The 15142-nt window shown below is 36.7% G+C and carries 8 protein-coding genes; 4 read left to right on the top strand and 4 right to left on the bottom strand.

The genetic code is table 11. The annotated features are described in order from the left end of the window. Nucleotides 1–3 precede the first annotated feature (3 nt). The 3 genes from ACXACQ_RS08375 to ACXACQ_RS08365 all read right to left on the bottom strand — a co-directional run bounded on the left by ACXACQ_RS08375 (nt 4) and on the right by ACXACQ_RS08365 (nt 5093). Nucleotides 4–246, bottom strand: a complete 243-nt coding sequence (locus ACXACQ_RS08375) for a tautomerase family protein (protein ID WP_474975480.1) — start codon at nt 244–246, stop codon at nt 4–6. Between the two features lie 7 nt (nt 247–253). Further along, the gene (locus tag ACXACQ_RS08370) at nt 254–4081 is read right to left on the bottom strand and encodes an amino acid adenylation domain-containing protein (RefSeq protein ID WP_474975479.1); all 3828 of its coding nucleotides are present in this window, start codon (nt 4079–4081) and stop codon (nt 254–256) included. A 436-nt stretch (nt 4082–4517) separates the two neighbouring features. Beyond that, on the bottom strand, nt 4518–5093 hold the full coding sequence (locus tag ACXACQ_RS08365) for a Crp/Fnr family transcriptional regulator (RefSeq protein ID WP_474975478.1): 576 nt from the start codon (nt 5091–5093) through the stop codon (nt 4518–4520). A gap of 259 nt (nt 5094–5352) precedes the next feature. On the opposite strand from ACXACQ_RS08365, the gene ACXACQ_RS08360 reads away from it, so the two are divergent. The 4 genes from ACXACQ_RS08360 (at nt 5353) to ACXACQ_RS08345 (ending at nt 11139) form a co-directional block, all read left to right on the top strand. Then, entirely contained in the window at nt 5353–6546 is a 1194-nt protein-coding gene (locus ACXACQ_RS08360; RefSeq protein WP_474975477.1) for an MFS transporter, read from the top strand. An 80-nt stretch (nt 6547–6626) separates the two neighbouring features. Next, complete coding sequence (locus ACXACQ_RS08355) at nt 6627–7169, top strand: DUF4269 domain-containing protein (RefSeq protein ID WP_474975476.1); 543 nt, start codon at nt 6627–6629, stop codon at nt 7167–7169. A 254-nt stretch (nt 7170–7423) separates the two neighbouring features. Next, nucleotides 7424–9139, top strand: coding sequence for a DUF3857 domain-containing protein (locus ACXACQ_RS08350; protein WP_474975475.1), 1716 nt, complete (start codon nt 7424–7426; stop codon nt 9137–9139). Next, nucleotides 9136–11139 (top strand): transglutaminase domain-containing protein, encoded by a 2004-nt coding sequence (locus ACXACQ_RS08345; RefSeq protein ID WP_474975474.1) that lies wholly within the window; start codon nt 9136–9138, stop codon nt 11137–11139. Before ACXACQ_RS08350 ends, ACXACQ_RS08345 begins: the two co-directional genes overlap by 4 nt. 57 nt (nt 11140–11196) lie before the next feature. Here ACXACQ_RS08345 and ACXACQ_RS08340 read toward each other — a convergent pair whose 3' ends face one another. Next, entirely contained in the window at nt 11197–15135 is a 3939-nt protein-coding gene (locus tag ACXACQ_RS08340) for a DUF3859 domain-containing protein (RefSeq protein ID WP_474975473.1), read from the bottom strand. Between the last annotated feature and the right edge of the window lie 7 nt (nt 15136–15142).

Raw genomic sequence — 15142 nt, 5'->3', positions numbered from 1 at the left:
ATCTTAAAGTTTAGCTAATGCCCCATACTGCGGCTTTCTTACTAACCATTTTATATTATCCACTATCTGTGGCTCGTACACCTCCTTTTGCCAATTTTCAGGCGAAACCGGCTTTACTACCACCGAAATGGCACTATCATCGCATTCAAAGGTGGTCTTTATCAAATTAGAAATAGACTCTACTAACTCTGCTTTCACTTTCTCATCAAGATCTTTAGGAAAGTGATTAATATTAATATGTGGCATTATTGGTTTAGTTAAAGGTTACAAAATCATTTTTGCGAAGACCAAGAATTTTCTTCAGCCTTGAAGCCAGCTCATCTATGTGCGGCTGCTTAAGTATTTCATAGTGATTTCCTTCTAGCTCATATACAGAAGGATCGTTGGATGAAAAACCCTGAACGCTCTCTATGAATGAATAGTCATCTCCTTTTGCTTTAATAATGGTAATTGGAGCTTTAATTTGGCGTTCCATGAGTTCACTGAAATTATAACGGAAGTCATAATTCAGCTTCACTATATTGACAATTCTATGGATAAGGTCAACCGACAGGCCAGCGAAGTTTCCATGAATAAAGTGAATAAAGGAATCCTCATCTTTAGTTTGCTTCAGGCAAGATTCGAGCCTTTTATCTTTAAGACTACCGGCAAATACAGAGAAAAGAATAGTAACAAAAGTGAGGTTATTAAAGCCTTCACCACCTCCATCATGCTTTTCATTATCAGCCCAAACCTTAGGCGCACCGGGTGCTATTAAAATTAAGTTATCTACTTTTTGCCCTTGTTGCTCTAGTTGAAAACAGGTTTCAAAAGCTATGCGAGCACCAAAAGAAAAACCCAACAAGGTATAAGGCCCCTGAGCTTGCTTACCCTTTATCTCTACCAAATCACTTATAGCCATTTCGTAGATAGATTCGGCTGGCTTTTCATTCTCGTTTAACCCTAGTGACTGTATGCCAACAAAAGGCCTCTCTTTTCCTAATTTTTCAGCCAACAACTTCAGGTTCATCACATAACCTCCCAATCCAGACCATCCGAAAATCATTTGACCATCACCCGCAGCTTGCAGGTTAACCGCTCTTGACACTTTTCTTTCTGAGCGCTCATTTATTTTCAAAGCTAGCTTTTCAATAGAAGTATTCTCTAAAACCAGCTGCATAGGCAACTTGCAGCCATACTTTTTATTGATTTTATTGATTAATGACACTGCCAGTAGAGAATTACCTCCCATTTCAAAGAAGTCATCAGTAACCGATAAGTCCTCCATCATTAAAAGCTCAGACCATTGCTTGGCTAGCCATTTTTCAGCTCTTGTTCGCGGAGTCACAAAAGCACGTTTATTATTGTTAATCAGCTCCTGACCTAGCTTTTCTATAGCCTTTACGTCTATCTTCTGACTTGGCGTGTAAGGCATATCATCTATAATAGAAATATGATTCGGAATCATATAATGAGGCAGCCTTTGTGCTAAATCATCCCTCAGCATTTCTGCAGGGCCTTTCATATGCACCACATCTTCTGCCATACCTTGAGCCAACTTCTGATCAGCCGAAATAAGACCTCCTATACAGAAATAACACTCTGAAATAGGTTTGCCCGCTTTACTTAAAATAGATTTCAATTTAATGGCTGCCGGCAAATCATGCCCTGACTTGGAACTATACCCGGATGACATAAAGCCAAATGACAAATCATTCATTTGTAAATGCTGAAGCTTCTTACCCAACACAATAAATTTCTTCCAATCTGCTATTCCATGGCTTACCATAGAAATCCCTACCGAAGACCTGTCAAATACATCCTGATTAATAGCAATGACCTCTTTTCGTTCTATCACTTCATCAGAAATTTTTCTAAATCCGCTTCTTTTAACTTCATAAGTCCCTTTACGCAAACTGCCAACACTCTTATTATTTACCTGCAAATACACCTCTACCCCATCATTTGCCGGAATTGCAGTAAATGGAGTTAATTCGAAAGTACCTAGATAGTAATCCTCTTCAGCACAATCTAACCTCTGTTTTACCTCTGGCGTAAACCTGCCCTCATCTACAAAGAGGCCATAACTTGGTAGCACTTTTTCAAAAACACCAAGCATATGCCCTACTTCCATCTCCAACACTTCTTGAATATTATTTTTGTAAACAGGCTCTATCGCAGATTTCTTTCCCATAAAGTGCACCTTCACTTTTGCCTTGTCCGCTCCGCTGTGCCGATGGATAAAAACCAACTGATGTTCTGCAGGATGATAATAATAAATACCATCACTAATACCCTCAATATTGTAGATCTCTAAATACATTTGGGTAGCATAGAGCGCTCCGGGCGAAGCATAACAATACTTAGGTAATAGCCTCTCTTCACTACCAAAAGGACTGAAGTATTTAAGAATAGAAGATAGTTTTTCTTCATTAAGCGCTTCCAATTCTTCAGTAATAGTTCTTTTATGATTATACCTAAAAAGATGCTTTAGGCTAGCTTCTGTCACCTCTTCGCCTTGGTAAAACCGATATGTTTTTCGAGCAAAAGCCAGCGTGCGCGCCTCACTATCAGAAACAGCCGAAAGCTTAACAGTAATATCCTTATCGAAATCTACCTGCCTCATTCCCAAGTTCGACAACTGAGTCTTTAACTGTAATTTATTACTCTTAGATTGATGATGACTTCCATGATTACCCTGATCCATAAGAGCAGCTTCGGCAGCATCTAACTCCACAAATGCAGTTAAATAATCGGCATTGGTTCTTTTTGCCTTTTGCACTAACACCACAGCGTTTTTCACCCAGTGGTGAGATTCAATAGCTACGCGAATTTCATCTAATTCTACCCTGTAACCCCGGAGCTTTACTTGATTATCATTGCGGCCCTTAAACTGTACTGAACCGTTTTCATTCCATTGTACCAAGTCTCCTGTCCTGTACAGCTTAGGGTATTCTGGTTCAAACTCAGGATTATTAATAAACTTACTGGCGGTAGCCTCCTTGTTATTTATATATTCATTAGCCAGCTGTATGCCGCCAATAAATAATTCACCGGTTTTGCCCACTGGCACAGGTTTTAGGTCCCCATCAAGGATATAAAATTTAGTATTCGCTACGGGCAAGCCAATAGAAATCATATGCTGAGTTCCAAAATCAGCATCTTTCGCTACCGTAAATGACGAAGCATTTATTGTGCATTCAGTAGGTCCGTATAAATTGACTAATTGCGAATCAGGTAATATTTCATAAAAACGCTTGGCTAATTTCACCGATAGAGCTTCCCCTCCACTAAAAACCTGTTTTAATGAATCGCAGTTTGAAAACTCATTAAACTGACAAAGCGCCTGCAGCAGTGTTGGCACACATTGCAAAGTAGTAATTTCCTCTTCCTGAATAAGCTCAATAATACTTTCAGGATCTCTGTAAATATCTTCAGAGCCAATAATAATTTTCACACCACAAGCAGAAGCTAAAATTTCCCACTGTGCAGCATCAAAACTGATGGGAGTTTTCTGCAATATGACTTTGTGTTCATTAATTTCCTGATCTTGCTTTAACCATTGTAATTGGTTAGAAATAGCTTTACTTCCTATAAGCACACCTTTTGGCTGGCCCGTGCTGCCAGAAGTATAAATAACATATGCATTGGCCTCATCAGTGCTATAATCAATAATATCACTTGGCAAATCAGCAATATGCTCTTCCAATAAATCATCTATTATAATTAACTCTATTCCATTGAGTTCAAAAGCTTCAAACTCTTGCCTTAAAGACCGTGATGTAATTATCATATTTACTCCACTGTCTTCAATCATGTACTTAACTCTTGCCGGAGGGTATTCTGTAGAGAGAGGCATATATCCTTTACCCGCTAGCAAAGTTCCCCACACGGATATAATCAAATGTGAAGATGGGTTTAAGTAAATACCTACAACATGATGCTGAGTTTGGCGTACTCGTAGCACATGTGCAATCTTGTGACTTGCCTCACCCAGCTGCTCAAATGATAATACATCATCATCATGTTTGATAGCAACATCCTGAGGTCTTTCACACACTTGCTCAAGCAAGAGTGTGGTTAAGGATTTCGGGTTGAACATAAATTTTGGGGGTTGATTAATAAATATGTGCAAAAGCACGTAAGCTTTCATACGGCTCCACTACCAGCAGCCGTATTATGGTTTTATTTAGGTAGCTTAAGACTATCGCAGTCTGGATTCACGCTAAACGCAGGGCTAATTTATCGAAATTTAAACCTCATTAAACAACTCCAAAAATTGGCATAGTTATAAAAATAATCCTAAAACTAATTTTTGTTACTTAAAAAACTCAAATAAGACCCTCTTATAGACCTTGGTTTTTGGTTATTATGGCAAGAATATCACTTTAAAGGGATGAGGCAAACAATCTATAAATCAGGATAAAGAAATGGATAGCAAAGAAACTTGCTAATAGTAAATTCACGAATTATCTAATCCATGTAATTTTTATATGGAATTCACAATAAAAACAAAAAAACAGAAGAGAAAAAACGCCCTAAATCTGATGTTTTTCTTTGAGGGAAATAATACTTCTATTCAAACTTCTTAATGTAATGCCTAAATAATTGGCAATATCTTGCTTGGATATAACAGACAGAATATCAGGTGCTTTAAGTATTAAACGATATAGGTTATCATCTACCTGATGGGAATTATTATAAGAATGCCTTAGGGCTTTATATTTCACCTTTTGAGCTAAAGCCCTTAATATCAATACATTAAATTTATGGTCATTTTGAAGCATCTCTAAAAAGTCATCGCTTCTTAATTTATAGACCTCTACTTCTGTAATGCTATCGATATAAGCAAAACCGGGCTCGGCACTTATAGCTTCCACCTCTCCAAACACTTCGCCTTCCCCAAAAAATTCTTGTATAAAATCTTCTTCAGTATCTTCTTGAGTATAACACTTAGCTAGCCCTTTTTTTATAAAAAAGACGTTTCTTCCGCTTCCTTTTGGGGTAACAATAGTAGAAACAGGCTTATAAATAAGCTCTTCGATTTTATTTTGACTCTCATTTTTAATCAAAAAATCAAGGTACCGAGCCAATTCTTTATTTATTCTGATCATTTTATCGGCAATGGGACATATGTCCTTCCCTTTATGGGAAATCAACTTTTAATTTGTGTATAAATCAACGGAAGTATCTCCGTTTGTAAAGCAAAAAGTGAAGTAACAACTAATTATGAATGGATGTAACGCACCCTCATGGTTAGTGATGTAATTAATTATTTAAGATCATTAATTTATTAATTGATATATAACTTATAGTGCATGGTAATTACACCATAGGACACTACTATTTTATTCATAGAACTACTGCAGCATTATGAGATCTGATAGCTTTAGCATAAGTCAAGAGAAACAAACAATATATAGCAACAAATTCATTTTGCTTTGCGTCAGTTCGTTGTTCTTTTCTGCGAGCTTTAACATGATTATACCTGAACTCCCTGCCTACCTAACCGGCATGGGAGGTGAGCACTACATTGGGCTAATCATATCATTATTCACACTTACTGCTGGTTTAAGCAGGCCTTTCAGCGGTAAATTAACAGACACCATTGGCAGGAGACCTGTTATTATAATAGGAGCCATTGTATGTATTGTGTGTGGTTTCATGTATCCTCTACTGAGCTCCGTAGCAGGCTTTCTATTTTTACGATTATTTCACGGTTTCTCCACCGGATTTAGCCCTACCGGCCTTTCCACTTATGTAGCGGACATAACTCCTCAAAAAAAATGGGGCGAAGCTCTAGGAATACAAGGGCTATGCTGGAGCACAGGCATGGCACTTGGCCCCGCTATAGGTAGTTATATAAAAATGCAATACTCATATGATGTGCTTTTCTATAGCTCTTCATTGTTTGCTATTATTTCTATTTTACCAATGATGGGTATTGGAGAAACTCTTAATAGTCCTCAATCATTTAAGTTTTCTTTATTAAAGATCGCTCGCAAAGACATTTTCGAACCAAGGGTCATTATCCCTGCAATAGTTACATTTTTAGGCTACTTAGCATTTGGGATGATGCTTACTTTAATACCTGACTGGAGTGTGCATGTAGGAATAAGTAATAAAGGAATGTTCTTTATTGTATTTACCATTGCCTCCTTATTTATAAGGTTTACTGCAGGAAAGTTATCAGACAAATACGGAAGAATGCCCATCACCCTCATAGGACTGATACTACTAGCCGTTGGCATGTTCACGATGGGTTCTGTTCAAAATATGACTGGATTAATGGCCGGAGCTATTGTTTACGGCCTTTCAATGGGAATACTCACCCCAACCTTAAATGCATGGACTGTAGACTGGAGTCTGAATGATCATAGAGGTAAAGCCATAGCCACCATGTACATTGCTATTGAAGCAGGTATTGGCCTTGGAGCACTCATTTCAGGATCATACTATGCCAGCAACACAGACAATATCCCGCCTATGATGCTCAGCTGCGGTGTTATGGGAATTATAGGCGTATTATTCATCATTTTAACAAAACACCGTCACCCAAAAACATAAGTTATTATATTAAGGTTGCCATTCATTAAAAAGCCCCTCCTATTGAGGGGCTTTTATTCTTAGAATGATAATTTTGACCTATGGACTTTAGTAACATCAACTATTTAAAATCAGGCAGCAAAAAGCAACAGCTCGCTTTTTACGCACTCTCTGAACTGAAAATATTTGAGGTACTCAAAGATTTCTCTCCCATTTTAACAGGCACGATTCCAATAGGCATCGATGTAGACAACAGTGATTTAGACATTATTTGCTATTGCAATGACCACCAAAAATTCCTCACTGCTATAAATAATAACTTTAAAGGCTTTGCTGAATTCACCTGCTACACCAACAAAAACAATTGTGTGGTAAGCAGGTTTTTATTCCAAAATTTTGAAATAGAGTTATTTGGGCAAAACCTCCCCACCAACCAGCAATACGCCTATCAACACATGCTTATAGAGCATCAGTTAATCCAGAAACTAGGCAATAATTTCAGGAATAAAATCATCGCTTTAAAAGCCTCTGGCATAAAAACTGAACCCGCCTTTGCCCAATTACTTGGGCTCACCTCTACCAATCCTTACGAAGCTCTACTTTCTTATTCAATTGAAGAGTTAGCGAGTTTTTACAAGAAATAAAACATTAATTTTTAAAAATAATCAAACAATTCTAATAAATTAGAAACTAAAACACATTAACAAATACATTTTATACATATTTTTGCAACACTCTAATAAATTGAATCCAGTTGAATTATATATTATCAATACAGCTCAAGCCTGTTATAAAGTTTGCTATTATATTCTCATTCATATTCCTACATCTAGCAAGCTACGGTCAAGTAATTGAATATAGCACCGCTATTGAGATCGATGATCATAATTCAAAAACAGTGACAAAAATAATTCGAATTCAAATTAACTCTAAGGAAGATAATTGGCCTTCACATGTAGAAATACTTCATTCTCCCCTTCAAAAACTCAATCTAAAATACGCTGAAGTAACCGACAGACATGGAAATACTGTCAGAAAGATTAAAAAGAAAGACCTAATTACCAGAAATGATCTATCTCACAACACCTTCTATCAAGATGATCTAATTACAGAATTTGATTTATATTGGAACGTATATCCTTATCAAATTAATTATTCATATTCCATACAAGAAGATGAGTTTTTGAATGCTGCCTTTTGGACACCATCCTTATATTCCAACTTTAACACAAATAATGCAAGTTTAACCATTGCCACACCTATCAATTACAAGCTTAATATTTATAGCCCAAGCACCAATTATAAAACCATCAAAAACAATGATCAAATAATATATAGATGGAATGAATCATATAAAAAATTTAACACGCAAGAACCCCTATCACCCTCACCATTCTCAAACACTGACTTTGTAGTTGCTATTCCTTCAAATTTTAAATATGGGGTTTCTGGATCATCAGATTCGTGGCAAGAAATTGGAAAGTGGATATCAAAGTTAAATGAAGGAACTGATATCCTTCCATCATGGGAGAAAGTGACTACTGATAAAATCATAGAAGGTATCACTGACAGAAGGGAGATAGTAAAAGTGCTTTATCACTATCTACAGGATAAAACAAAATACATCAATATATCCATTGAAACCGGAGGACTTAAAACCTATCCTGCTTCATACGTGTGTAAAAATAAATATGGGGACTGTAAAGCACTAACAACCTATATGAAGGCTCTATTAAAAGCATACAACATCAATTCATATTACAGTATTGTAAATGCAGGCAAAGAAATTAATGAGACAATAACCAGTTTCCCGAGCCAACAATTCAACCATGTGATATTAATGGTTCCATTAAAGACAGACACTATCTGGCTTGAAAACACCTCAAACTCTACTCCCTTCAATTATCTGGGCACTTTTACACAAAATAGATATGTGCTAGCCACTGATAGCAATAGTGGTAAATTAATAAAAACACCAACACTTAAATTAGATGATGTATTTGAACTTCATAAATACAACTATATCATCAATGATTCTAACAAAAATACAACTCCATTAGACTTGACCATTAGAGGCGAGCATTTTGAATATTTAAAAGACATTATCATTAATTATGCCGATGATGAGATAAAAAACTATCTCAAATCAATCATTTTAATAAATGATTTTAAAATAGACGACTACAATATAATAGATTACAATAGAGACAGTTTGAATTTACACATTAATGTAACTGGCACCAACCCTAAGAGTTATCGGGAAATAGGTCATCTTAAAATGATATATCCATTTAAAATACCTACCCCAGAATTATCGCCTATATACTTACGCAAAAATGATGTGAAAATTGACTACCCAACTAATATTAAAATCAAATCAAAGTATTTATTGGAAGACAATTCCATGGAAATCAATTTACCTAGTGAAATTGAAATAATTACCAAATACGGATCTTACACCACCTCTATTCAACAAACACAAAATTATTTGGAGGTATCAGAATCATTTGTCCTGCTAAATGGGAAATACCCGATCGATGAATATTCTAAATTTTACAATTTCATAGAATCCATAAATAACTACCAGAAACAATCTTTAATAACAATCAAATGAGACCTATAATAGTATTGGTTTTAATGAGCATTGTTAGCTATGCTTATTCACAAAACCTACAACCTGAATTTGGAAAACTGAGTCAAGAGGAAATACAACTTACAACATATGAACAAGACCCTGATGCAGAAGCTGTAATATTATTTGACATAGGTGAATCAAAATTTATTGATTCTGACAATGGGTATGATATCAAATTTATCAGGCATAGAAGAATTAAAATATTCAATAAAAAAGGACTGGTGTACAGTGAGTTCAGCATACCTCTTTATAGTGACGGGTATGGCAAAACCGAAATTATTAAATCTATCGAAGCTACAACTTTCAATGTAGAAAATGGAGCATCAAATACCTACAAATTAGACAAGTCCAATATTTATGTAGAGCAACTAAACAAACATTGGAGCCAAAAAAAGTTTGCCCTACCAAGAGTACAAGAAGGCTCAATATTGGATATTAAGTACGAATTAATTACACCGTTTCACTTTAACCTACCCGATTGGACATTTCAAGATAAAATCCCTACCATCTATAGCGAATATAAGGTAGCTATGATTCCATTTTATGAATATATATATAACGCTCAAGGAATCAACAGATTCGACCATACTTCATCAGTTGTATCTAAAATTAAAAGAAAATGGGGGCATGTAACAAAAAGTTATGGTCAAAATGTAGGCTCTGGGGTGGAGTTTCAAGATTATGTACATACATATGTAATGAAAGATGTACCCGCTTTTAAAGATGAATCCTACATAACATCCATTAACGATTACATAATTAAAATGGATTTTCAACTAGCGAAGTTTCATTCCCCTTCTGGAGGCTCTTCTGATATAATATCAACATGGCCGGCTTTAAACGAAGAACTTTTGAAAAATAATGCATTTGGGAAGTATATAAAAAGCAGTTCAAAGATAGCCAGTAAGATATTTAAAGAAGAAGTGAACATCGAAGGGCTAACAACGAATGAAAAAGCAATAAAAATAATTGAATACGTAAAGCAAAATTTCACATGGAATGAGATTACCTCAAAATATGCATTTGAATCAGCTAACTCGGTATATAAAAGCAAAACAGGAAATAGCGCTGAAATTAACCTACTGTTAATTGCTTTACTTCACGAAGCCGACATTGCTGCTCGTCCAGTCATTTTAAGCACAAGAAGTCATGGAAAAATTGCTAGTAATTACCCTTTTGATCATTACACTAATTATGTAATAGCCTTAATAGAAACAGATACTCCATATCTTGCCGATGCCACTAATGATTTACTCCCTTACAATAGGCTTCCCCTAAGATGCTATAATGAAAAAGGAATAATTGTAGATAAATCAGAAACACCATATTGGATCGACTTAAAAAACAGCATCACTTCTTTAAGCAAAAGAATGGTAATGCTAAGCATTAATAAATCTACCCTAGATGTTGAAGCGCGGGTTTCACTTCAAGCAACTGAATACGAAGCATATTCAAATAGAAGAAAATTCAAAAATGACACTCTTAAAATAAAAGATAGTTATGAAGATAAAATTGGGAAAGTCAACTCGGCAAGAGTTATTGGCATGCCTAATAATGAAATGCCATATTCCATTTATTTACAAAGCTTATATGAAACTGAGAAAATTGAAAATTCAATAATAGTTAAACCATTCTTAAACCTTCCTATTAGCAAAAATCACTTAACTCAAAGCAAAAGAACCTATCCTATAGACTTCATTTACCCGTGGAACGATTCATTCGAATGTACTTTAGAAATACCTGAAGGTTATAAGATTTCTGAAATACCTAGCGACTACCATATGGAAAATGAATTATCTGACATTCACTTAACCTATAAAATAGAGAATAACCTATTATTTGTTAATGGCAACTATAAATTCAAAAAATCAATTTACAATCCAAAAGAGTATCCACGCATAAAGCACTACATGGATGTAATTGTAGAAAGGTTTAATGCGCCTGTTTTCCTTGAAAACAATCCATCTATTAATAATTAAATATATTTATTTCTCTCGGCACATTTATGTACCGAGAGAAATTTAGATTCAGCAATATCATTTAACAAAAAAAGCCTTCTCCGCTAAAAGTCGTCCGTCTGTATCATAGGCAGAAAACTCATATTTTCCAGGTATTATTTCCTCCTCGGTTTCAAAGAACCAGCCTAAGAAAATATTCGAATTGCTATAGCCATTTTGTTGCCAGCCAGAGGTCTGCGTTTTAATTTCTTTGGTTTCAGGATCCATAACCGGATGGCTCACCTTAACATCATGCACCAGTACTTTTGGCGCATTTTCAGGGTCAGTAGCTGTAAATCGGAATCCAAAGTACATGCCTACTTCCGCTTTAATTTCCGTAGTTTGGTTAGTGCACTCAGGCTCACGAGCGGTTTTATTGGCCGAGCCACTTTCAGGATCAGTGTTGCCGCCCATCATATACACACCATAGTCTACTATGTGGAATTTTGTGTTAGCATCAGGCTTGAGCTTATATCTTTCTATAAGCATCTGCACATGATCCTTAAGTTTTAGGGATTCGCTGTTGGCAAGGCTCAGTATAAAAGCATGATAACCAGGCAGGTGCACCAATGACGAAAGTAGAGGTAACTGCGTGGCTATTTTCTCTTCTAATACATAAGACCTGATGTCAGTTCTTTTTGCCAGATTGTTAATGAACGAGATGTTATTTTCACTAACCAGTTTTTTGAAAATAGCCTTTCTATCTACGTTCAGGTTCATTAGCATATCAAAATAGGCACTATCCTGAATGTCTAGATGCATTTGCAGGTGCTTATAGGATATCATGCCGAGCAAACGCAAGGTAGATGCTTGCAGCTGAAATTTGATTTTAAGGATCAGCTCAGAAATAGTTATGTCGTAATAATTTTTCATCCCATTGAGGAACCAATAGTTATTGATACCGTGCCTGATGAATTTTTCCGCCTGCTCCTGGGGTGCAAATCCCATCAAATAACCCAAGGCTTGCCTAAGCACATGTGCAGAAAAGTCTAAGTTTGAAAACTCAATCAGTTCCTCATAGTTGGCTTGTGGACAAGTTGTGTCTATTATGATCAGTTTAGTACGCGCCTGATGTGTGTTTTCTGCATTAAAACCTTTTTGGATAAGCCATAATAAGTCTTTTCCATACACAGGAACGAGCTTGTCACCTTGTCTTTGTAAAACAAGATGTCCCCATTCTTTTAGGTTGATTACCTGTTCAGCATGGTTTTCATCTGCCAGGTGCTCAGGCTTGCTCACCTCTATTTCGTTAAGGATTTTGCTGACCAAACCCGGGTGTTCTCCCCATTTATCCCATTCTATATACTCAAAATAAATGTTCTCAGATTGAAGCCTGTTTTTAAAGTAAATAGCAGGGTGCTCTACCACAAATTCCTTTTTGAGTTCCCTTGAGATAAGGTCGGTCAGAAGGTTGTCATAGTTTCTGGTAAAATCATCTTCAGGAAATGCTCTTGCTGCATCATTGAGCACTTTGAGCTGTGTGTCTCTGGGAAGAAGTTGTACTCCTTCATCAAGAGCTTTGCGTTGTTCTTGAATGGTAGAGGCCAGAAAGTGATTACTAGGGGCAGGTTTTTTCCTATCTACCCATTCGGTGAGCAAAAGTTTATAATGATCATTTCTGTTAGGGTCAGCATCACCAGCATACTCATCTATTAAATAGCCCCAATAGCCAGCATCAGGAAGCCCTTGTGGAGTAAATAGCTCTAGCATATTCAGCATATTGCCCGAATGATCGAGGCGATATTCATCTGTTTTATAAGCTTTAGATAACAAGTTAACCACCCTTACCGGGGCCAGATGAAAGGCTAGTTTTAGCAATCTGCCTAAGGCATCAGTACACGCTAACTCTTCATGTTGCGCTCCAATGTGGGCTGTATAAAGTAGCTTTTGCGTTTTGTCAGAGAAGTTTCTCAGCCAATCTATGTTTTTTTGTTTTCCCGAAATCTCATGATCATCATATTTCAGGTGCTTCTTTATGGATTCAAAAGCCGCTTTTTCACTTGCCTTTAATGATAACTTTTTGCCATTTTGAATGTAAACACCTGTTTTAACATAATCAGAAAAGGCGTTCATAACAGGGATAAGTGCTCGCGCTTCCTTTTTGTGACTTTCGGTGAGCGTGTTAGGCTGATCAGACTGTAGCATATCTATGATATACTGCTGAGGGAACTCAGTGTCATGATATAAGTCACTTATAATAGCATCTACTGCATACTTATTGAGGTAATCAGCAGCTGCACTTACCATATTGGTGCTTTCTGCATTTTCAGATTCACGGTGTATGATATAGGCAGCTATTACTGATACTTCTTCAGTACCATATTGCTGTGCAAAAGTATAGTTGTCATCATCATCTTCATTGAAGGGTGAAGGAGCTACGAACAGCGTTTCAGGCAATTTCTCATTGGCCTCTATGCGGTTGTCTCTAATCAACTTATAGAATTCGTGCAGAAATTCTTGAGTAACCGTACTCTTACGGCTAACAAATGAGTTAAGCTTGGTTTCTAATTCAACTAGCCAATCTGTAGCATATCTGGTTTCGTATTCTTCTTTGCTACAAATTTTTCGATCGAAAACAAGACAATCTTTAACTGTAGGAGGAAATGGTGCTTTGCCATTAAGATGGAAAATCACCTCTATTAACCTAAGCAGAATAGCATGACACTCTTCTGCTTCAATGCCATTTTGAGAGCACCATTTTTTGTAACGCTTTATAAGTGGATTGAATAGAAATTCCAGATCAGTCCACATGCTGCTTAGAGAATAACCTACTTCTTCAAAATCTTCGAAAATGTCAAAGCTAGCCTCTTCTGCGCGTTGAAAAATGTCTCTATGCTTAATGGCTTTTAAGATCGAAGGATCTGTGCCTTCTTCTATATAAGACCATAAAGGCTCTCCATAAGCAAAACCTTTTTTAATGAAGGTTTCCCATTTGGTAAGTGGCTGTTCAGGTTTTGAAACTTCCTTCTTGCCTTGTCTGCCTGCTTGCGGAGGCTCTGATGCGGATACAATCGGTTTGCCTAGTCGTTCTTCTACATAAGCTTTGAGCTCCGCGATCTCTTCCTCGGCAGATTTATTTACCAGCTTTTGTGTTAGATATTCATCTATGTCAAAATCATCATCCCAGGAGTCATAAGGATAATGCAGCATCATCATTTCCTGCACCATATGCTCTATGGGGTTGGTAATGACGTACCTGATGTCATCAGTATGTTGTAAGAACGACTGATTTTGGAAACGCTCAACTAGCAAATCTTTAAAAAGCTGATAGTTGCTTTCTTTTTCTCTAAAGAAACTAATGAGATCGAAATGACTGCCAATGGCGTCTTCTGGAACTTGTCCATTATAAACATCATATCCTAGCATGTATGACCGAGCCATGCTATTGTCACAATAACAGAATGCCTTGAGTGTATCTTCAGTAATGCCTAGTGGCCTGGCCCAGTTGTCTAACTCAAATAGTGGCTCCATCATGTGCTCATCATCCCAGTAAGGAATAAGGAAGCCTGCCATAAGATACCCGTACTTAGGGTATACATTGGCTGTAAGCTTGAGTGGAGAAATAGCGAATGGAGCCTCTACGGTAATCCACATGTTAGCGGAATCGTTAATGAGTCTGGAGTAATCAACGAATTTTTCGCAGGTTTTCTTTATGTCTTCTTCCAGCTCAGGGTACATTAAAGCACAAGCGAAAAACAAGGTTTCTGTAAGCGTATTCTTCGTCAGATCTTCTTTTTCTTCCTCTTCGCAAGGGTATATAGCCTCTTCCAGAAACTTCGTAATCACCGGATGATCTTTAAAAAAGCTTAAAGGGATGGCCTCTACTTCTGGTTTAAAAGCCGCCACACAATAGTCTGAACTAAATGCTTTTTCTGATTCTACCAGCTCACCATAAGTGGTGAGCCCGTCTCTAATAGAAGTGACGTCATTGGGAGAATAATGAATGATGTATTTAGGAGTCTTTTCTTCAAAAGCCATTTATGTA

Source organism: Fulvivirga sp. AWR4_260 (assembly GCF_056158185.1).
The sequence above is the reverse complement of the archived record's forward strand: the minus strand, read 5'-3'. Positions and strand labels throughout refer to the sequence as shown.

Bases quoted from the DNA above. Each gene is read 5' to 3' on its own strand.
- ACXACQ_RS08340 (WP_474975473.1), bottom strand. From the start codon at position 15,135: ATGGCTTTTGAAGAAAAGACTCCTAAATACATCATTCATTATTCTCCC.
- ACXACQ_RS08345 (WP_474975474.1), top strand. From the start codon at position 9,136: ATGAGACCTATAATAGTATTGGTTTTAATGAGCATTGTTAGCTATGCT.
- ACXACQ_RS08360 (WP_474975477.1), top strand. From the start codon at position 5,353: ATGAGATCTGATAGCTTTAGCATAAGTCAAGAGAAACAAACAATATAT.
- ACXACQ_RS08355 (WP_474975476.1), top strand. From the start codon at position 6,627: ATGGACTTTAGTAACATCAACTATTTAAAATCAGGCAGCAAAAAGCAA.
- ACXACQ_RS08370 (WP_474975479.1), bottom strand. From the start codon at position 4,081: ATGTTCAACCCGAAATCCTTAACCACACTCTTGCTTGAGCAAGTGTGT.
- ACXACQ_RS08375 (WP_474975480.1), bottom strand. From the start codon at position 246: ATGCCACATATTAATATTAATCACTTTCCTAAAGATCTTGATGAGAAA.
- ACXACQ_RS08365 (WP_474975478.1), bottom strand. From the start codon at position 5,093: ATGATCAGAATAAATAAAGAATTGGCTCGGTACCTTGATTTTTTGATT.